Origin of the sequence: Pseudomonas sp. HS-18, from assembly GCF_020401845.1 — a bacterium.
GTDB lineage: Bacteria > Pseudomonadota > Gammaproteobacteria > Pseudomonadales > Pseudomonadaceae > Pseudomonas > Pseudomonas nitroreducens.
The window spans coordinates 1954464-1973450 of sequence record NZ_CP084413.1 but is presented as its reverse complement, the minus strand read 5'-3'; the positions used below and the strand labels follow the sequence as shown (position 1 = coordinate 1973450).

The window sequence follows — 18987 nt, the reverse complement described above, 5'->3', positions numbered from 1 at the left end:
CCAGGAGCAAAGCCATGCGCAGTCGTAACGCGGCACTATGGAGCGGTGTATTTTTGGCGGTGTCAGGGGCCCATGGGCAGGCAATGACCCTGACTGAAGCTATACAAAGCACGCTGCAGTACCACCCGGAAATCAGTCAGAGCGTGAACAGTCGCCTGACTGCGGATGAAGAACTCAAGTTTGCAAGGGGAGGCTATCTGCCAACCGTCGATCTCGTGGCCGGATACGGCCGGGAGAACACCGACAGCCCGACCACTCGCGCGGCGGGCAATCACAACGATGAAACCCTGACCCGTGGTGATGCGGAAATCCGTCTGCGGCAAATGCTGTTCGACGGTTTCGGCACGCCCAACGAGGTCAAGCGCAACGAATCCAACGTCAACTCCAAGGCCTTCCGCATCCTCGGCACCTCCGAGACCGCCGCCCTGCGCACCGTCGAGGTCTACCTCGAAGTGCTCAAGCGTCGCGAAATGGTGACCCTGGCGAAGAACAACCTGCAGGCCCACGAACGCATCGGCGATCAGATTCGCCTGCGCAGCGAGCGAGGCGTCGGCAGTACCGCGGACAACGACCAGGCCATCGCGCGTCTGGCCCTGGCGCAGAACAACCTCTACACCGAGGAAGTGAACCTGGCCGACGCCGAGGCGAATTTCTACAGCGCCACCGGCAAGATGCCCGACCAGCTGGAAATGCCCACCACGATCAAGGCCGAAGTGCCGCCGGACCTGCTGAGCGCCCGCCAAAACATGCTCAGCGACAACCCGCTGCTGAAATCGGCGCAGGCCGACGTCAATGCCGCCGAATCCCAGTACGAGGCGGCCAAGGCGCCCTTCTATCCGCGCTTCGACGCGGAGCTGGCCAAGGCGGCCAACAATAACGTCGACGGCGACGAAGGCCACTACAACAGCTGGGAAGCCCAGGTAGTGATGCGCTACAACCTGTTCAACGGGATGCGCGACAAGGCTCACCTGAATGCCACCTCGCACCAGATCGGCGAGGCCCAGGACATCCGCAACAACGCGCTGCGGCTGCTCAACGAGAACCTCTCGCTGGCCTGGGACGCGATGGAAAACTCGCGCAAGCAGACCCAGCCGGCCCGTGAATACGCCGACTACACCCGCAAGGTGCGCGAGGCGTACCAGCAACAGTTCACTCTCGGCCAGCGCACCCTGCTCGACCTGCTGGACAGCGAGAACGAACTGTTCACCGCCAACCGCCGCTACACCGAAGTGCGCTACACCGAGGAGTACTCGATGTACCGCGTGCTGGGCAGCATGGGTTCGCTGCTGCGCTCCCAGCATGTGGTAGCGCCCCACGAGTCGGTGGCGCTGTCGGACGTGAAGAACGAGGCACGCCTGCCTGACCTGAAATAAGAAAGTCGCACACATTCGCCGCCTCCCCCACGCTGCCCAGCCTTGGGGAGGCGGCCGTGAAGCGATACGACGGGGCACGGAAAACCCGGCGTCCGGCGAGGGCCGGCGAGCACCTGCAAGTGCTCGCCGGCTGCTGCTGGCGTGGGCTGGCCCGGCCCGGGAGGAAGTAGCGTGACCATGATCATCCAGGAGCGCGGCGCACCCGCGCCGGGCGATCCGCGCCTGAGCCATGACGATCCCCTGCTCGACGGACTGCTGATTCTCTGCCGCCTGCACGGTTGCGCGGTGAGTCGCAACAGCCTCGCCGCCGGACTGCCGCTGCCCAACCAGCGCCTGTCCGCCAGCCTGCTGCCGCGCGCCGCCGCGCGTGCCGGGCTGCAGGGGCGACTGCTGCGCCGCGAGCTGAAGAGCATTTCCAGCCTGAACCTGCCGGTGCTGCTGCTGCTCAACGACGGCCGCAGCGCGGTGTTGCGCCAATGGCGCGACGACGGCCAGGCACTGATCCTGCCCTGCGAAACCGAAGGCGGCGAGCAGGCCGTGAGCGCCGAGGAACTGGCCGCCCAGTACAGTGGCCAGGCCCTCTTCGCCCGCCCGCGCCACGAACTGGAGGCCGCCCGCAAACCGCTGGTGCCGCGGGTCGAAGCCTGGTTCCGCGACACCCTGCGGCTCTCGCGCTGGCTTTATACCGATGCCCTGGTCGCCAGCCTGCTGATCAACCTGCTGGGCATGCTGGTGCCGCTGTTCGTCATGCAGACCTACGACCGCGTGGTGCCCAACCAGGCGATCTCGACCCTCTGGGTACTGGCGGCCGGCCTGCTGCTGGGAACGATGTTCGAACTGCTGCTGCGCGTGCTGCGCTCCAACCTGCTGGACATGGCCGGCAAGAAGACCGACGTGGTGCTGTCCGCCACCCTGTTCGAACGCATCACCGGCATGTCGCTCAAGGCCAAACCCGAGACCATCGGCGGCTTCGCCCAGAGCATCCATGACTTCCAGGGCCTGCGCGAATTCCTCACCGCGCTGACCCTCACGAGCCTGATCGACCTGCCCTTCTCGATCCTGATGATCCTGGTCATCGGCCTGCTCGGCGGCTGGCTGATCGCGATCCCACTGCTGGCCTTCCCGCTCACCATCGTCTTCGCCCTGATCATCCAGAGCCGCCTGCGCGACACGGTGCAGAAGAGCCTGACCCTGGGCGCCGAACGCCAGGCGCTGCTGATCGAAACCCTCGGCGGCCTGGAAACCCTCAAGGCCTGCGGCGCCGAGAGCGAGCGCCAGTACCGCTGGGAAGCCACCCATGGCGCGCTGGCGCGGCTGGACAACCACGCGCGCTTCCTTTCCGCCCTGGCCACCAACGGCACCCTGTTCCTCCAGCAGTTCGCCGGCATGGCGATGATCTGCGCCGGGGTCTACAGCATCCTCGACGGCAACCTCAGCGTCGGCGCCCTGGTCGCCAGCTACATGCTCAACAGCCGCGTACTCGCCCCGCTGGGGCAGATCGCCGGGCTGATCACCCGTTACCAGCAGGCGCGCCTGACCATGAAGAGCACCGACGCGCTGATGGAACTGCCCCAGGAACGCCAGGCCCGCCAGCGCCCGCTGGAGCGCACCCAGTTGCACGGCGCACTGGAGGTCCGCCAACTGAGCTTCAGTTATCCGGAGCAGACCAGCCCGGCGCTGAACCACGTCAGCCTGCGCCTGGCCCCCGGCGAGAAGATCGGCATCATCGGCAAGAGCGGCTCGGGCAAGAGCACCTTCGGCCGCCTGCTGATGGGCTTCTATCACCCGGACGAAGGACAGATCCTGCTGGACGGCCTGGACCTGCGCCAGCTCGACGTTTCCGATCTGCGCCAGCAGATCGGCTACGTCGCCCATGACCTGCCGCTGCTGGCTGGCAGCCTGCGCGACAACCTGACCCTGGGCGCGCGCTACGTCAGCGACGCGCGGATGCTCGAAGTGGCCGAACTGACCGGCGTCAGCGAACTGGCCCGGCAACACCCGGCCGGCTTCGACCGGCCGGTGGGCGAGCGCGGCCAGTTGCTCTCCGGCGGCCAGCGCCAGGCGGTGCTGATGGCCCGCGCGCTGCTGCTCGACCCGCCGATCCTGCTGCTCGACGAGCCCACCAGCGCCATGGACAACAGCAGCGAGGAGATCCTCCGCAAGCGCCTGCACGAGGCCTGCCGCGACAAGACCCTGCTGCTGGTCACCCACCGCACCTCGATGCTCAGCCTGGTCGACCGCCTGCTGGTGCTCGACAGTGGCCGCATCGTCGCCGACGGCCCGAAAGACGCGGTCATCGAAGCATTGCGCAAGGGCCACGTCGGCCCGGCAGCGGGGTAATGGCCATGCACTTTTCGCAATCGATCCGCGGCTACCTGGGCGGCAACGGCGCCCGCGACACCGAATTCATGCCCGAGGTGCAAGGCACCCTGCTGGAAGACTCGCCCAACGCCACGCGCATCACGCTCTGGGCAGCACTGGGGCTGCTGGTGGCGGCCATCACCTGGGCGTACTTCGCCGACATCGAGGAAGTCACCAAGGGCGAAGGCAAGGCCATCCCCTCCTCCAAGGTGCAGACCATCCAGAACCTGGAGGGCGGCATCGTCTCGGAAATCTTCGTCCGCGAAGGCCAGGTGGTGAACAAGGGCCAGCCGCTGCTGCGCCTGGACGACACGCGCTTCTCCTCCAACAAGGGCGAGTCCGAGGCCGACCGCAACTCGCTGGAAGCCCGCGTGGAGCGCCTGAAAGCGGAAGCGGACGGGCGTGCGCCGGACTTCACCGACGACCTGAAGAAAGCCGCGCCGCAGGTCGTGGAGGACCAGATGGCGCTCTACCAGACCCGCATGCAGCGGCAGAACAGCGAGCTGAACATTCTTCAGGAACAACTGCGGCAGAAGACCCAGGAATTGCAGGAGTTCCGCGCCAAGACCCAGCAATACCGCTCCAGCCTCGGCCTGGTGCAGCAGGAGATCAACATGTCCGAGCCGCTGGTGAAGGCCGGTGCGGTCTCCCCCGTCGAGCTGCTGCGCCTGCGCCGCAGCGCGGTGGAGATCAGCGGCGACCTCAACGCCACCAACCTCGCCATCCCCCGCGCCGAGGCGGCGGTGAACGAGATCCAGCGCAAGGTCGAGGAATCGAAGCTGGGCTTTCGCAGCGATGCGCTGAAGGAACTCAACGACGTTCGCACCGACCTCAACAAGCTCACCGCCACCAGCCGCGCCATCGACGACAAGGTCAACCGCACGCTGGTGGTCGCGCCCCTGCGCGGCATCGTCAAGCAGCTCAAGGTCAACACCATCGGCGGCGTGGTGCAGCCGGGCAACGACATGGTGGAAATCGTCCCGCTGGAGGACAACCTGCTGGTGGAAGCGCGGGTGCGCCCGCAGGACATCGCCTTCCTCCACCCCGGCCAGCCGGCCACGGTGAAGTTCACCGCCTACGACTACACCATCTACGGCGGGCTCAAGGCCAAGCTGGAAATGATCAGCGCCGACACCATCACCGACGACAAGGGCAACAGCTTCTACCTGATCCAGGTGCGCACCGACAAGAACCACCTGGGCACCGACGCCAAGCCCCTGCTGATCATCCCCGGCATGGTGGCGACGGTGGACATCATCACCGGCGAGAAGAGCGTGCTGGATTACATCTTGAAGCCGGTGTTGAAGGCGCGGTGGGAGGCACTGCGGGAGCGGTGAGTTTTTGGGTCGGGCTTCGCAGCAGGGGTTTGCCCTCTCCCCAGCCCTCTCCCTGAAGGGAGAGGGAGCTATACGAGCGAGCTTTTACACTGGCGCTTCATTCATACAACCGCGTCCGGCCAGCTCAAAAACTCCCCTCACTCGGGACAGTCCCCTCTCCCTTCAGGGAGAGGGTTAGGGAGAGGGGCTCTTCAGCTCTTCAGCTCTTCAGCTCTTCAGCCTCACTGCCCCCCTCTCGCCAATGCGCCCCCGGCCCCTCCTCTGCCAACTTGTCCCCCGGATTGCGCAGCGGGCAGGCCTCCATCGACAAACAGCCACAACCGATGCAGCCGTCGAGTTGATCGCGCAGCAGCAATAACTTCTCGATCCGCTCGTTCAGATCCTCCCGCCAGCGCGCCGACAATCGCGCCCAGTCCGCTGCCGACGGGTTGTGCCCGGTCGGCAGCGAGCCCAGTGCGTCGGCGATCTCCCCCAGGGGAATCCCTACCCGCTGCGCCACCTTGATCACCGCCACCCGGCGCAACGTGTCGCGCGAGTAGCGGCGCTGGTTGCCCGCGTTGCGAGTGCTGCTGATCAGCCCCCTGGTCTCGTAGAAGTGCAGCGCCGAGACGGCCACGCCGGCGCGCTTGGCCAGTTCGCCGACACTCAGGTCGCGGTGCAGGGAGCAGGAAGAAGATTCTTTCATGGGCTATTGACCTCAAGTTATGTTGAGGTTTTACCCTCGCCTGGCATTCGGTTCAAGACAGGGAGCCCAGGAACATGACTCAACCCAGCCCGATCACCGCCCAGGCCTGCGTGGACAATCCGCACTTCGTGCTGCAGATCGAGATCGACGTGACACCCCAGCAACGCCCGCACATCGCCGCGCGCCTGTGCGATTACCTGGCGCATCTGCAGGAGCTGTTCTATCGGCGCCCCGGCTACCTCGCCAGCGAGCTGCATGCCGAAGGCCAACCGCAGCGGCTGGTCGGCCGCCTGCACTGGCGCCGCAAGGAAGACTGGGAAGCCGCCTGGGACTGCCGTAGCACGGCCAGCGACCTGTTCGCCGACAGCCTGCTCAGGCTCGGCGCGCGAAGCATTCGCTTCGGCAGCAGCGAGACCGAGCACACAGCGTAACCCCCGGCTTTTTGTAGGACCGAGGGGAACGCCTACAGTTTCTGCCTGCGCTTACTGACTGGCCGGCAGGCTCATATGCAGCAAGGGGAACGGCCGACCTTCGCCATCCAGCGGTGAGCGCCCGGTCTGGACGAAGCCATAGTGCAGATAGAACCCCACCGCTTGAGGATTCTGTTCATTGACGTCGACACCCAGCGTACCGCGCGTTTCGCGCACGAAATCCAGCAGCGCGCGGCCAAGGCCCCGCCCCCGGCAATCCGGGTCGATGAAAAGCATTTCCACATGGTTGTCGTTGAGGCCGATGAAGCCCTGAGGGCAGTCGTCGGCATCGACCGCCACCCAGACCTCGACGGCGGGCAGGTAGACATCGCGAACCAGCGGCAGGAGCGCGTCGATGTCGGAGGGTTGCAGGAAGTCGTGGGTCGCGCGCACGGCGCCCAGCCAGATATCTAGCAGCCGCGGGTTGTCCGCAGCGATGCGTTGGCGAATGAGCATGAATTCATCCTGATTCAACAGATCACAAAGGGATAGCACGCCACGAGCGGTGACGGCCGTTGGAGCGTCGGCAGCATGAATGCCCGCTTCGCGAATCAACGCCTGGGCGGGTCACGGCAGAGGCAGCCGGAAAGAGAGGGACGCCGATCCTAACTGCCTCGCGCCGACCGGTAAAGGTTCAGCCTGCGCGCCAATGCCAGCCGTCTCGCGCGCACTCCAGGCGGCCCTCCAGCGCCAGCCGGGCAAGAAACGCTTCATCGTGGGATACCACCAGCAAGGCGCCCCGGTATTGCCGCAACAGCTCTTCCAGGGCCTCGCGGGATGGCAGGTCGAGGTGGTTTTCCGGCTCGTCCAGAAGCAGCAGCTGCGCCGGCTGCTCGGCGTAGATCTCGCAGGCCAGCGCCGCCTTCAGGCGCTCGCCGCCGCTGAGCAGCGCACTGGGCAGATCGACCCGCGCGGCCGGCAGGTCGAGTTGCGCCAGGCGTGTGCGCAGCACGGACTTGTCCACAGCCCGGTTGCGCTCCAGCAACAGCTCCAGCACCGACCGCTCCGGCGACAACGCCGCCAGATGCTGGTCCAGGTAGGCGCTGCGCACCTTCACATCGCAAAGCCCGGCGACAGGTTCGACGATGCCGGCCAGCACCTTGAGCAAGGTCGACTTGCCGCTGCCATTGCACCCGGTCACCGCCAGGCGGCGCGGCCCGTTCAGTTGCAGGTCCAGCGGAGCGGGATTGCCGAAAGGCAGGCGCAACCCGGCCAGTTGCAGTACCGCGCGCTGCTCGGGCAACTCACACGCCGGCGCATTCAATGCGACGGCGGCGTCATCACGCAGTTGGCCGAACGCGTCCCGCACGTCCTGCGCCAACTGTTCGCGGCGTTCGCCATGCTGCGTGGCCAGGCGCGCAAAGCTGGTCTGGCTGCGCTCCTTCTGCCGATCCACCAGGATCTTCGCCTGGTTGGCCTCCTGCGCATCCCTGCGTCCCTTCGCCTGACGGTGCGCCTGGCGCTCGCGCTGCTCCTGCATCGCGCGCTGCTGGCGGTCCCGCTCCTGCTTGCGCCGCTGCAGTTCGCGCAGCGCATTGTCCTGCTCCTGCTGGCGCGCCTCCCGATAGAAGGCATAGCCACCGGAGTAACTGCGCAGCCCGGCGGAAGACAGTTCGACGATGCGCTGCATGTCATCCAGCAGCAGGCGATCGTGGCTGATCAGGATCAGGCCGCCGCGCCAGCGCTGAAGCTGCTCGCGCAGCGCCTCGCGGCCGGCGCGATCCAGGTGGTTGCTCGGTTCGTCGAGGAGCAGCCAGTCCGCCTCGCTCAGCCAGGCGCCGAGCAGCGCCACGCGCATGCACTCGCCGCCGCTCAGGCGGACAGCGGGCGTATCGACGGTCAAATGCCCCAATCCTGCCGCCGACAGCATCGCCTCCAGCTGCGCGCGGATGTCCCAGCGCCCGTCCAGCAACTCGAAGTCGGCGAGGTCGACGGCGCCGGCCTCGACCCGCGCCAGCGCATCCAGCAACGGCTGCACGCCGGCAAGCTCCGCCACGCTGCGAAACGCCTGCGGCTCGATGTGTTGGGGCAGGTAATGCACGAGCCCGGAGGCCAGGCAGCGCCCGGCGCTGGGCGCCAGGACTCCCGCCATGATCCGCGCCAGCACGGACTTGCCCGCACCATTGCGCCCGACCAGCGCGGTACGGCGCTCGTCGAAGGTTTCGTTGAGGTCGCGAAACAGCGGTTCGCCCGTGGGCAATTGAAACGTGACGCCATGCAGCGCCAGGGAGACAGGGTTCGTCATACGCAAATCCATCGGATGCCGGGTAACCCCCAGGAACGGAACCTGGGACGGAAACGGGCCGTGAAACCACGGCGGCATCAATGGCGCATCGGACGAACACCTCGCGAAGGGGAATGAGGGGCGCAGTATACGCGCGTCCCCGCGATCCTGCTCCTGTAGGAGCAACTGTCTTCTCTGGATAGCCCGTCTCTGCGTCTTCCCCCTCACCCCAACCCTGGCTGCGCGCCCCGCTCCTCAGGGAGAGGGGGCAGTCCGAGCCGACTGACGCGAAGGTTTCATCCTGCACCGAACGATCCCCTCTCCCCTTGGGAGAGGGCTAGGGTGAGGGATGGCCCAAGCGCAGAGGTATCTCGTAGGAGCGGATCAGCAGCGCGTCCCGTGGTTGCGCCGGAAGGTCTCCTCCCCCATGGCGGCAATCTGCCCTTCGATCAGCGCATCGAACGGACGCAGCAGGTCGGCGTGGGATTGCGGTGCGTCCAGCGCATCGAGGGCATGCACCACGGCTTCGATGGTGGACAGAGCCCCTTCGGCCGGCGCCTTGCGCAGGCGGTAGCGCGAGGTGAGACCTTCCGGCAGCACAACACGCGGCAGCGCGGCGAGGTTCGGATTGAGGTGCAGCAGCTTGCGCGCCTTGCGCCAGGTGCCATCGGGCACCACCAGCAGGCGCGGTTTATCCACAGGCCGAGCAGCCAGTTCGCCCAGCACCAGGGCGGACTCGCCGGGAAACAGCAACCAGGCATCCCAGGCGGACAGGTCCAGGCCGCTGAAATCCTCACCGACCATCAATTCGGCATTGATCAACCCAAGAGCTGCCAGCCGCGCGGTATTCAGCGCATGGCCGGCCTCGCTCGGATGCTGCAACAACAGGACGCGGGTGCGGTTATCCACACGGGGAATCAGCGCACACAGGCAATGATCCAGCGGGCGCTGGCAGCGCGGGCAACGGGCGCGGCTCATGACTGGCTCGGCTGGGTGCGCAGCAGGTCGCGGAAGTTCTGGATCAGCGGCTCGCGGGAACGGCCGCGGCGCAGGATCAGCGAGAACGGTGCCTGGTAGCCGAAGGTCGCCGGCAGCAACGCACGCAGGCGGCCCTGCTCCACCCAGGGGTGGGCGTAGTGTTCGGGCAGGTAGCCGATATAGCCGCCGGAGAGAATCAGGATCAGCTGCGCCTCCATACTCTCCACGGTGCCGGCGCTGTGCTTGAAGCCGTGCCGCGCCAGCTCCGCCTGGCTCCAGTAGCCACGGCCGACCATGCGCTGCTGGGTGATCAGCTCGGCGGGAATGCGCCGGCCGTCGAACAGCGGGTGGCGGTCGCTGCAGTACAGCCAGTGCTGCTCTCTATAAAGAGGCTGGTAGACCAGGCCGTTCATCCGGCTGAAGAAGGAGCCGATGGCCAGGTCCAGGCGGTTGTCCAGCACCGCCAGCTGCAACTCGTAGGGGCTCTGCACCTGCAGGTGCAGGTGCACCGCCGGGTGCAGGCTGCTGAAGGAACCGATCACATCCGCCAGCGGCAGCGCCGGGTCGCTCACGGTGGAATCCAGCACGCCGAGGTTCAGGGTGCCGCGCAGCTCGCCTTTCAAGGTCGCGGCATAGCGCTCGAAGCCTTCCAGCTCGCCGAGGATGCGCAGGGTTTCCTGGTGGAACAGCTCGCCCTTGCTGGTCAGGCCGAAGCCGCCGCGACCACGGTGGCAGAGCACGATGCCCAACTGGTTCTCCAACTGGCTCATGTAGGTGCTGATCGCCGAGGTCGACAGGTTCAACTCCTGCTGGGCGGCGGCGAAGCCCTGGCTACGCACCACGCAGGCGAAAATCCGCAGCAGTTTGACGTCGGGCAATGCGCTCGCGCTCATGAAGACTCCGCAAAACCGCGGCCGGGCCGCTCTAGTTCAGTAGTTTCTATACCTGAAAAACGGATGATAGCAAGCCACCTATCTATTCAGGAACCGCAGGCCACAAGCCCGGCGAGCCGTCTGCTGCGGCAAGGTGGCGCAGTCTAGCGACCGTTATTAGTTTAGAAAACTCTGAAGTGATTATTTGTAGCCAGCGATTTTTTCCACTACCCGGCGTGGAGAGAATCCGGCCCTAAGTATCAACAAGCCTGTTTCCACGAAGACAGCGATCAGCCTGAGGCCCTCCCCATGGACAAGAAACTTCACCAGCCCCTGGGCGGTAACGAAATGCCGCGTTTCGGCGGCATTGCCACCATGATGCGCCTGCCGCATATCCAGTCCCCCGAAGAGCTCAACCAGCTCGATGCCGCCTTCGTCGGCGTACCCCTGGACATCGGCACCTCCCTGCGCTCCGGCACTCGTTTCGGGCCGCGCGAAATCCGCGCCGAGTCGGTGATGATCCGTCCGTACAACATGGCCACCGGCGCTGCGCCGTTCGACTCGCTGAACATCGCCGACATCGGTGACGTGGCGATCAACACCTTCAACCTGATGGAAGCCGTACGCATCATCGAAGAGGCGTACGACAAGATCCTCGACCACGGCATCCTCCCGCTGACCCTGGGCGGCGACCACACCATCACCCTGCCGATCCTGCGGGCCATCCACAAGAAGCACGGCAAGGTCGGCCTGGTCCACATCGACGCCCATGCCGATGTGAACGACCACATGTTCGGCGAGAAGATCGCCCACGGCACCACCTTCCGCCGCGCGGTGGAAGAAGGCCTGCTGGACTGCGACCGCGTGGTGCAGATCGGCCTGCGCGCGCAGGGCTACACCGCCGAAGACTTCAACTGGAGCCGCAAGCAGGGCTTCCGCGTGGTGCAGGCCGAAGAGTGCTGGCACAAGTCGCTGGAACCGCTGATGGCCGAAGTCCGCGAAAAGGTCGGCGGCGGCCCGGTGTACCTGTCCTTCGACATCGACGGCATCGACCCGGCCTGGGCGCCCGGTACCGGCACCCCGGAAATCGGCGGCCTGACCACCATCCAGGCGATGGAAATCGTCCGTGGCTGCCACGGCCTGGACATCATCGGCTGCGACCTGGTCGAGGTCTCCCCGCCGTACGACACCACCGGCAACACCTCGTTGCTCGGCGCCAACCTGCTCTACGAAATGCTCTGCATCCTCCCGGGCGTAGAGCGTCGCTGAGCGCACGAGCACCTACATGAATAACGACGCCTGCGTAGCACAGGTGCTGGAGGCTGCCCGCGAGCTCGTGGCAGCCTTCGCGCGCACCGACACCGAAGCCTACTTCGCCGCCTTCAGCGAAGACGCCTCCTTCATTTTCCACACCTGGCCGGTGCCGCTGCTGTCGCGCGCGGCTTATCGCGACGTGTGGGAGGGCTGGCTGCGTGACGATGGTTTCGAGGTCCTTGACTGCCTTTCGAGCAACACCTTTGTGAGCCTGCAGAGCGAAGACGTGGCGGTGTTCTGCCACGACGTCGCCACGCGGCTGCGCATCCAGGGAGAGGAAAGCCTGAACCACGAACGGGAGACCATCGTCTTCCGCCGTGATCCGAAACAGGGCCGCTGGCTGGCCACACACGAGCACCTGTCACCGTCTCCGACGCCATAAAGACAGGGCTCCCCGGGAGGAAGTCATGGATAACAAGAACAACGCACACGCAATCACAACGATCGAGACATTCGGGGTCGAACAGATCCCGGATCACGAACGCAACGCCACGCCCACCGACCTGTTCCGCATGATCTTCGGTGGCGCCAACACCTTCGCCACCGCCGTGCTGGGCAGCTTCCCGGTACTGTTCGGCCTGTCGTTCCAGGCCGGCGTCTGGGCCATCGTGCTCGGCGTGCTGGTCGGTTCGCTCATCCTCGCGCCGATGGGCCTGTTCGGCCCGCTCAACGGCACCAACAACGCGGTCTCCTCGGGCGCCCACTTCGGCGTACACGGGCGGATCGTCGGTTCGTTCCTGTCGCTGCTCACTGCGGTCGCGTTCTTCTCCCTCTCCGTGTGGAGCTCGGGCGATGCGCTGATCGGTGGCGCCAAGCGCCTGTTCGACCTGCCGGAAACCGACCTCACCCTGGGCCTGGCCTACGGTCTGTTCGCCGTGCTGGTGCTGATCGTCTGCATCTACGGCTTCCGCTTCATGCTGATGGTCAACAAGATCGCCGTATGGGCCGCGAGCCTGCTGTTCCTGCTCGGCCTGTTCGCCTTCGCAGGCCCGTTCGACGCTGGCTACGCTGGCACCGTGCAGATGGGCAGCGAAGGTTTCTGGGCCGCCTTCATCGGCGCCGCCCTGCTGGCGATGAGCAACCCGGTGTCCTTCGGCGCCTTCCTCGGTGACTGGGCGCGCTACATCCCGCGCCAGACCTCGCAGAAGCGCATCATGCTGGCCGTGATCTGCGCCCAGCTGGCCACCCTGATCCCGTTCCTGTTCGGCCTGGCCACCGCCACCATCGTTGCCGTCAACGCTCCGGACTACATCGCGCAGAACAACTACGTCGGCGGCCTGCTGGCCGTTTCGCCGAGCTGGTTCTTCCTGCCGGTGTGCCTGATCGCGGTAATCGGCGGCATGTCCACCGGCACCACCTCGCTGTACGGCACCGGCCTGGACATGTCCAGCGTGTTCCCGCGCCTGCTCAACCGCGTACAGGCGACCCTGCTGATCGGCCTGCTGTCCATCGCCTTCATCTTCATCGGTCGCTTCGCCGCGAACCTGGTACAGAGCGTGTCCACCTTCGCCGTGCTGATCATCACCTGCACCAGCCCCTGGATGGTGATCATGATCCTCGGCCTGATTATCCGTCGTGGCTTCTACCACGCCGATGACCTGCAGGTGTTCACCCGTGGCCAGGAAGGCGGCGCCTACTGGTTCCACAACGGCTGGAACTGGCGCGGCATGGGCGCGTGGATCCCGAGTGCGGCCCTGGGCCTGTGCTTCGTCAACCTGCCGGGCCAGTTCGTCGGCCCCCTCGGCAACCTGGCCGGCGGCATCGACATCAGCCTGCCGGTCACTCTCGGCATGGCCGCCCTGCTCTACGTGGCCCTGCTGCGGACCTTCCCGGAACCCGCTGGCGTGTATGGCCCCAAGGGCCCGCGCTGGGTGGCCAGCCATGATCGCCCAGTGCGCAGCATCAGCGAGCCGGCAGCCTGATCCAGGCTTCGCGGCCTGACGCGAAGCGCTCTACCTGAAAGCCCCCATCGGACCGGTCGCCGCCGGTCCGATGCCCTACCGCACGCCACAAGCGCGCGGCAACAATGACAATGCAAGTGTGAGGAGCCGACCATGGCGTTAGATCTGATCGTCGTACTGATATATGCCGCTGGCATGTTGTGGCTGGGCTGGTACGGCATGCGCCGCGCCAAGACCCACGAAGACTACCTCGTGGCCGGCCGCAACCTCGGCCCGTCGTTCTACATGGGCACCATGGCTGCCACCGTCCTGGGCGGCGCCTCCACCGTGGGCACCGTGCGTCTGGGCTACGTCCACGGCATTTCCGGCTTCTGGCTGTGCGCCGCCCTGGGCGCCGGCATCATCGCGCTGAACCTGTTCCTGGCCAAGCCACTGCTCAAGCTGCGCATCTTCACCGTCACCCAGGTCCTGGAGCGTCGCTACAACCCGATGGCCCGCCAGGCTTCGGCGGTGATCATGTTCGCCTACGCGCTGATGATCGGCGTGGTCTCCACCCTGGCCATCGGCACCGTCATGCAGGTCCTGTTCGGCCTGCCGTTCTGGGTGTCCGTGCTGCTGGGCGGCGGCGTCGTGGTGATCTACTCCACCATCGGTGGCATGTGGTCCCTGACCCTGACCGACATCGTGCAGTTCATCATCAAGACCGTCGGCCTGATGTTCATCCTGCTGCCGATCTGCCTGTACCGCGTGGGCGGCTGGGACGAACTGGTGGCGAAGCTGCCGGCGACCGCCTTCAGCTTCCACACCATCGGCTACGACACCATCATCACCTACTTCCTGATCTACTTCTTCGGCATCCTGATCGGCCAGGACATCTGGCAGCGCGTGTTCACCGCCCGCGACGAGAAGGTCACCAAGTACGCCGGCACCGCCGCGGGCGTGTACTGCGTGATCTACGGCCTGGTCGGCGCGCTGATCGGCATGTGCGCCAAGGTGCTGCTGCCCGACCTGGACAACGTCAACAACGCCTTCGCCGCCATCGTCAGCGCCGCGCTGCCGGATGGTATCCGTGGCCTGGTGATCGCCGCTGCCCTGGCCGCGATGATGTCCACCGCCAGCGCCGGCCTGCTCGCCGCCTCCACCACCATCACCGAGGACCTGCTGCCGATCGTCACCGGCCAGCGCTCCACCCGCCTGAGCCTGAACCGCATCTGCACCCTGGTTACCGGTGTCGTGGTCCTGGCCATCGCCCTGGTGGTGAACGACGTGCTCAGCGCCCTGACCCTGGCGTACAACCTGCTGGTCGGCGGCATGCTGATCCCGCTGATCGGCGCCATCTACTGGAAGCGCGCCACCACCGCCGGCGCCATCACCAGCATGGCCCTGGGCTTCGTCACCGCGCTGGTGTTCATGCTCAAGGATGGCTTCGACGCCAATACCCCGATCTACTACAGCCTGGCCATCGGCCTGGTCAGCTTCATCGTCGTCAGCCTGCTGTCGCCCCGCCCGGCAGCTGTCGCCGACGCGGCCTGACAAGACCTTGCGCTAGGCAAAAGGGCGCGGCGAGCTGATCTCCGCGCCCTTTTGCATGATTAACGACCACCTCACCCACGAACTCCAAGGAACTGCCATGACCACCTGCGGCGAATTCCTCGTCAAGCAACTCGAAGCCTGGGGCGTCGATACCGTCTTCGGCATCCCCGGCGTACACACCGTCGAGCTGTACCGCGGCCTGCCCCACAGCGGCATCCGCCACATCACCCCGCGCCACGAACAGGGCGCCGGCTTCATGTCCGACGGCTACGCGCGCGTCACCGGCAAGCCGGGCGTGTGCTTCATCATCACCGGCCCGGGCATGACCAACATCCTCACCGCCATGGGCCAGGCCTACGCCGACTCCATCCCCATGCTGGTGATCAGCAGCGTCAACGAACGCTCGCGCCTGGCCCACGGCAACGGCTACCTGCACGAGCTGCCGAACCAGCGCGCCATGGTCGCCGGCGTCAGCGCCTTCAGCCACACGCTGATGAGCGTCGAGGAACTGCCGGCCGTGCTGGCCCGCGCCTTCGCCGTGTTCGACAGCGAGCGCCCGCGCCCGGTGCATATCGAGCTGCCGCTGGACATCATCACCGCCCCGGCCGACCACATGCAGGTGCGCCCGCGCGTGCAACTGGCCCGCCCGGCCCCGGCGCGTTCGCCACTGCACGAAGCCGCCGCCAAGCTGGCCAAGGCGAAGAACCCGCTGCTGCTGCTCGGCGGCGGTTGCGTCGAGGCCCAGGCCGAAGCGCGCGCGCTAGCCATCGCGCTGGACGCGCCGACCGCGCAGACCATCAACGCCAAGGGCCTGCTGCAACCGGAACATCCGCTGCTGATCGGCAGCAACCAGTCGCTGATTCCTGTTCGTGAACTCGCGCGGGATGCGGACGTGGTCCTGGCCATCGGCACCGAGCTGGGCGAAACCGACTACGACGTGGTGTTCGACGGCAACTTCAAGATCGGCGGCGAGCTGATCCGCATCGACATCGACCCGCAGCAGCTGATGCGCAACTACGCGCCGAGCATCGCCATCCACAGCGACGCCCGCACCGCCATGCGCGCCCTGCTCGACCTGCTGCCGGCCCGCCAGGCCGACGCCAACAGCCCCGGCGCCCAGCGCGCAGCCAAGGTACGCGCACAACTGGCCGAGGACTTCAGCGGCTGGGCGCACTACCGCGAGCTGTTCGGCAAGATCCTCGAAGTACTGCCCGACGCGCGCTTCGTCGGCGACTCGACGCAGACTGTCTACAGCGGCAACCACCTGGTGGAACTGGACGGCGGTCGCCGCTGGTTCAACGCCTCCACCGGCTACGGCACCCTGGGCTACGGCCTGCCGGCCGCCATCGGCGCCAAGCTCGGCGAGCCGGGCCGCCCGGTGATCAGCCTGATGGGCGACGGCGGCCTGCAGTTCACCATGACCGAGCTGGCCAGCGCCGTGGAAGCCAAGGTGGGCATCATCGTCCTGCTGTGGAACAACCACGGCTACGGCGAGATCAAGCGCTACATGGAACGCCGCGACATCACACCGCTGGGCGTGGACATCTACACCCCGGACTTCCTCGCCATCGCCAAGGGCTTTGGTTGCGCCGCCGAGCGCGCCCGCGACCACGCGCACCTGCAGGATCTGCTGCGCAACGCCCCGAGCGATCGCCCGCTGATCGTGGAAGTGATGGAAGCGGCGCCCTTCGCACCCTGATCCATCCGCTGAGCGGGGCGGGTTGTCCAAACCCGCCCCACCCCTGCCCTCTCCCTCCGGGAGAGGTTAGGGTGAACGCACAGCCACCCGCGATCCGCGCGCTGGCGCGCCGCGCATTCCACCCGGAATCCGAGTCATGAAGATCGTCACCCGCGACCGCTGGTTCGAGGTCCGTCACTGCTACGACGGCGTCAGCCTGATCCACGAGCCGTACGTCCGCTCCTTCTACCGCTGCAACATGTGGCATATCCAGGGCCGCGCCCGCGATGTATTGGTGGACAGCGGCTCCGGCCTGGTGAGCCTGCGCGAGCAGCTTCCCTGGCTCACCGAGCGCCCGCTGCTGGCGGTAGCCAGCCACACCCACTTCGACCATATCGCCGGCCACCACGAGTTCGACGAACGCCTGGTGCACCCGGCCGAAGCCGATATCCTTGCCAGCCCCGACGGCGAGCGCACCCTGGCCACCGCCTTCGTCGACGACGAGATGTTCGACGCGCACCCGGACTGCCCACTGTGCTACGCCGAATACCGGGTGAAAGCCGCGCCGGCCACCCGCACCATCGACGAAGGCGACGTACTCGACCTGGGCGACCGTACCCTGCAGGTCCTGCATACGCCGGGGCATTCACCGGGCGGCATCAGCCTGTGGGAGGAGAAGACGCAGACGCTGTTCTCCGGCGACATCATCTACGACGGCCCGCTGATCGAGGACGCCTACCACTCCAATCTCGACGACTACGCCGCCAGCCTTTCGCGCCTGCGCGAGTTGCCGGTGCGCACCGTGCATGGCGGGCACTTCCCGAGTTTCTCCGGGGAAAGGCTGAAAAGGATGATCGACGACTGGTTCAAGGCCCACGAATGACGGACAAGAAAAAACCCGCCGGCTGGCGGGTTTTCCTTTTGCGGTAGCGGGCGCGATCAGTAGCGCCGGCGCTGCTCCATCAGGCGACGTTGCTCGTCGCTGCGGACGGGGATGGGTTGCAGACGTGGAGGCTCGATCAGGCCGAGCGTGACACCGAGTTTCCACGCAATGCTTTGCAGCCAGACTTTCATGGATACCTCCTCGTGCGAATTCAGGTCGGGCGGCCCGTTACCACCATGGGCCGCCCTAGGAAGAATAGCCCGGCGTCCCACTCTCCGCCCGTGCCACTCACTCCTTGAAACAAAGACTATCGTCTTACCCCGCCGCGACGCCTGACCTGAATCAAGAGCGCGACAGTTCCCCCTCAGCGCGAAAGCATCCGGCGAATCCACTGTTCGCTGCTCACCAGGGTAATGCCCGCCAGCACCAGCGCGGCGCCCGCGACGAAATTCAGGGTCAGCGGTTCGCCGAGGATCAGCACGCCGAAGGCGATGCCGAACATCGGCGTCATGAAGGAAAACACCGCCAGGTTCGACGCCAGATAGCGGCGCAGCAGCCAGAACCAGGTGAAGTAGCTGAAGAACGACACCACCAGCCCCTGGAACAGCACGCTGCCCACGCCGATGGCGGTGAAGCTGACATCCTGGGTCTTGCCCAGGGCCAGTGCGGCGAAAGGCAACAGCAGCGCGGCGATCAGCAGCTGGTAGAACAGTGTGAGGATCGGTTTGGCCTCGGACAGCCGCGTGGTGCGCACTGCGACGGTGGTCATGCCCCACGAAAAGCCCGCCAGCACGCCAAAGGCATCGCCCAGCAGCATGCGGCCGTCCAGGTTGGCGACGTCGAAGCCACCGCCGAAGCACATCGCGATCCCCGCGAAGCACACACCGATCCCCAGCCACTGCAAGGGCCGCAGGCGCTCGCTGGGCAGCAGGAAGTGCAGCGCCAGCGCCGAGAAGATCGGCGCCGTATAGATGAACACCGCCATGTGCGAGGCCGACGTATAGACCAGTCCCTGGGCGATGAAGAAGAACTCGGCGGCGAACAGCACGCCGGCCAGCAGACCGCCCTTGACGGTGCCATGGCGCAGGAAGCCTTCCCAGCCGCCGCGCCAGCACATCAGCAGCCCCACCACCCCGGCGGCCACCAGGTTGCGGCCGAAGGCCTGCATGATCGGCGCGATGTCGTGAGCGGCCAGTTTCACCATCACCGCCTGGAGACCCCAGATGATGCACAGGCCGGTCATGACCTGGATGGCGAAGGCATCGGCGCCCTTGCGCTCGACGATAGTGGCTTGGGTATTCATGAGCGCCTCCTGGCGAAGGCGTGTGCAGCGGTCCGGCAGGTCATGGCAAGGCTCGGCAGTTGAGGAGGGACGGGA

Annotated in this window: 17 protein-coding genes; 10 read left to right on the top strand and 7 right to left on the bottom strand. The window is 66.1% G+C overall.

What is annotated here, in order from left to right:
• Positions 1 to 83 precede the first annotated feature (83 nt).
• The 3 genes from LDJ84_RS09225 (at position 84) to LDJ84_RS09215 (ending at position 5071) form a co-directional block, all read left to right on the top strand.
• Positions 84 to 1373 (top strand): TolC family outer membrane protein, encoded by a 1290-nt coding sequence (locus LDJ84_RS09225; protein ID WP_376784723.1) that lies wholly within the window; start codon positions 84 to 86, stop codon positions 1371 to 1373.
• Positions 1374 to 1550: 177 nt separating this feature from the next.
• Positions 1551 to 3713: a type I secretion system permease/ATPase gene (locus LDJ84_RS09220; RefSeq protein ID WP_024765252.1), complete on the top strand. Its 2163-nt coding sequence runs from the start codon at positions 1551 to 1553 to the stop codon at positions 3711 to 3713.
• 5 nt (positions 3714 to 3718) lie between these two features.
• A complete protein-coding gene (locus tag LDJ84_RS09215; RefSeq protein ID WP_024765253.1) occupies positions 3719 to 5071 on the top strand; it encodes an HlyD family type I secretion periplasmic adaptor subunit in 1353 nt (450 codons plus the stop codon).
• A 199-nt stretch (positions 5072 to 5270) separates the two neighbouring features.
• Here the strand turns inward: LDJ84_RS09215 and soxR are convergent, their stop codons facing one another.
• The gene (soxR, locus tag LDJ84_RS09210) at positions 5271 to 5756 is read right to left on the bottom strand and encodes a redox-sensitive transcriptional activator SoxR (RefSeq protein ID WP_024765254.1); all 486 of its coding nucleotides are present in this window, start codon (positions 5754 to 5756) and stop codon (positions 5271 to 5273) included.
• 74 nt (positions 5757 to 5830) lie between these two features.
• On the opposite strand from soxR, the gene LDJ84_RS09205 reads away from it, so the two are divergent.
• A complete protein-coding gene (locus LDJ84_RS09205; RefSeq protein WP_024765255.1) occupies positions 5831 to 6187 on the top strand; it encodes a hypothetical protein in 357 nt (118 codons plus the stop codon).
• A gap of 51 nt (positions 6188 to 6238) precedes the next feature.
• Here the strand turns inward: LDJ84_RS09205 and LDJ84_RS09200 are convergent, their stop codons facing one another.
• The 4 genes from LDJ84_RS09200 to LDJ84_RS09185 form a co-directional block, all read right to left on the bottom strand.
• A complete protein-coding gene (locus LDJ84_RS09200; protein ID WP_024765256.1) occupies positions 6239 to 6682 on the bottom strand; it encodes an acetyltransferase in 444 nt (147 codons plus the stop codon).
• A 178-nt stretch (positions 6683 to 6860) separates the two neighbouring features.
• Entirely contained in the window at positions 6861 to 8471 is a 1611-nt protein-coding gene (locus LDJ84_RS09195) for an ABC-F family ATP-binding cassette domain-containing protein (RefSeq protein WP_226046245.1), read from the bottom strand.
• Positions 8472 to 8834: 363 nt separating this feature from the next.
• On the bottom strand, positions 8835 to 9428 hold the full coding sequence (locus tag LDJ84_RS09190) for a tRNA-uridine aminocarboxypropyltransferase (RefSeq protein WP_193453031.1): 594 nt from the start codon (positions 9426 to 9428) through the stop codon (positions 8835 to 8837).
• On the bottom strand, positions 9425 to 10321 hold the full coding sequence (locus LDJ84_RS09185) for a LysR family transcriptional regulator (protein WP_024765259.1): 897 nt from the start codon (positions 10319 to 10321) through the stop codon (positions 9425 to 9427). The genes LDJ84_RS09190 and LDJ84_RS09185 overlap by 4 nt, the downstream gene beginning before the upstream one ends.
• A 288-nt stretch (positions 10322 to 10609) precedes the next feature.
• On the opposite strand from LDJ84_RS09185, the gene speB reads away from it, so the two are divergent.
• The 6 genes from speB to LDJ84_RS09155 all read left to right on the top strand — a co-directional run bounded on the left by speB (position 10610) and on the right by LDJ84_RS09155 (position 17609).
• Entirely contained in the window at positions 10610 to 11569 is a 960-nt protein-coding gene (gene speB / locus LDJ84_RS09180) for an agmatinase (RefSeq protein ID WP_024765260.1), read from the top strand.
• A 16-nt stretch (positions 11570 to 11585) separates the two neighbouring features.
• Complete coding sequence (locus LDJ84_RS09175; RefSeq protein ID WP_084358897.1) at positions 11586 to 11996, top strand: YybH family protein; 411 nt, start codon at positions 11586 to 11588, stop codon at positions 11994 to 11996.
• A gap of 25 nt (positions 11997 to 12021) precedes the next feature.
• The gene (locus LDJ84_RS09170; protein ID WP_024765262.1) at positions 12022 to 13536 is read left to right on the top strand and encodes a purine-cytosine permease family protein; all 1515 of its coding nucleotides are present in this window, start codon (positions 12022 to 12024) and stop codon (positions 13534 to 13536) included.
• 132 nt (positions 13537 to 13668) lie between these two features.
• Entirely contained in the window at positions 13669 to 15048 is a 1380-nt protein-coding gene (locus tag LDJ84_RS09165; protein WP_024765263.1) for a sodium:solute symporter, read from the top strand.
• Positions 15049 to 15145: 97 nt separating this feature from the next.
• Entirely contained in the window at positions 15146 to 16747 is a 1602-nt protein-coding gene (locus LDJ84_RS09160; RefSeq protein WP_226046244.1) for a 5-guanidino-2-oxopentanoate decarboxylase, read from the top strand.
• Between the two features lie 136 nt (positions 16748 to 16883).
• The gene (locus tag LDJ84_RS09155) at positions 16884 to 17609 is read left to right on the top strand and encodes an MBL fold metallo-hydrolase (protein WP_196913347.1); all 726 of its coding nucleotides are present in this window, start codon (positions 16884 to 16886) and stop codon (positions 17607 to 17609) included.
• Positions 17610 to 17665: 56 nt separating this feature from the next.
• Here the strand turns inward: LDJ84_RS09155 and LDJ84_RS30670 are convergent, their stop codons facing one another.
• Together LDJ84_RS30670 and LDJ84_RS09150 are read right to left on the bottom strand one after the other, a co-directional pair.
• On the bottom strand, positions 17666 to 17800 hold the full coding sequence (locus tag LDJ84_RS30670) for a PA1414 family protein (RefSeq protein WP_255302825.1): 135 nt from the start codon (positions 17798 to 17800) through the stop codon (positions 17666 to 17668).
• A gap of 173 nt (positions 17801 to 17973) precedes the next feature.
• On the bottom strand, positions 17974 to 18912 hold the full coding sequence (locus LDJ84_RS09150) for a DMT family transporter (protein WP_065084309.1): 939 nt from the start codon (positions 18910 to 18912) through the stop codon (positions 17974 to 17976).
• Positions 18913 to 18987 lie beyond the last annotated feature (75 nt).

Coding starts and splice junctions, on each gene's coding strand:
- LDJ84_RS09165 (WP_024765263.1), top strand. CDS start 13,669: ATGGCGTTAGATCTGATCGTCGTACTGATATATGCCGCTGGCATGTTG.
- LDJ84_RS09190 (WP_193453031.1), bottom strand. CDS start 9,428: ATGAGCCGCGCCCGTTGCCCGCGCTGCCAGCGCCCGCTGGATCATTGC.
- LDJ84_RS09150 (WP_065084309.1), bottom strand. CDS start 18,912: ATGAATACCCAAGCCACTATCGTCGAGCGCAAGGGCGCCGATGCCTTC.
- soxR (WP_024765254.1), bottom strand. CDS start 5,756: ATGAAAGAATCTTCTTCCTGCTCCCTGCACCGCGACCTGAGTGTCGGC.
- LDJ84_RS09200 (WP_024765256.1), bottom strand. CDS start 6,682: ATGCTCATTCGCCAACGCATCGCTGCGGACAACCCGCGGCTGCTAGAT.
- LDJ84_RS30670 (WP_255302825.1), bottom strand. CDS start 17,800: ATGAAAGTCTGGCTGCAAAGCATTGCGTGGAAACTCGGTGTCACGCTC.
- LDJ84_RS09205 (WP_024765255.1), top strand. CDS start 5,831: ATGACTCAACCCAGCCCGATCACCGCCCAGGCCTGCGTGGACAATCCG.
- LDJ84_RS09155 (WP_196913347.1), top strand. CDS start 16,884: ATGAAGATCGTCACCCGCGACCGCTGGTTCGAGGTCCGTCACTGCTAC.
- LDJ84_RS09170 (WP_024765262.1), top strand. CDS start 12,022: ATGGATAACAAGAACAACGCACACGCAATCACAACGATCGAGACATTC.
- LDJ84_RS09185 (WP_024765259.1), bottom strand. CDS start 10,321: ATGAGCGCGAGCGCATTGCCCGACGTCAAACTGCTGCGGATTTTCGCC.
- speB (WP_024765260.1), top strand. CDS start 10,610: ATGGACAAGAAACTTCACCAGCCCCTGGGCGGTAACGAAATGCCGCGT.
- LDJ84_RS09215 (WP_024765253.1), top strand. CDS start 3,719: ATGCACTTTTCGCAATCGATCCGCGGCTACCTGGGCGGCAACGGCGCC.
- LDJ84_RS09220 (WP_024765252.1), top strand. CDS start 1,551: ATGATCATCCAGGAGCGCGGCGCACCCGCGCCGGGCGATCCGCGCCTG.
- LDJ84_RS09175 (WP_084358897.1), top strand. CDS start 11,586: ATGAATAACGACGCCTGCGTAGCACAGGTGCTGGAGGCTGCCCGCGAG.
- LDJ84_RS09225 (WP_376784723.1), top strand. CDS start 84: ATGACCCTGACTGAAGCTATACAAAGCACGCTGCAGTACCACCCGGAA.
- LDJ84_RS09160 (WP_226046244.1), top strand. CDS start 15,146: ATGACCACCTGCGGCGAATTCCTCGTCAAGCAACTCGAAGCCTGGGGC.
- LDJ84_RS09195 (WP_226046245.1), bottom strand. CDS start 8,471: ATGACGAACCCTGTCTCCCTGGCGCTGCATGGCGTCACGTTTCAATTG.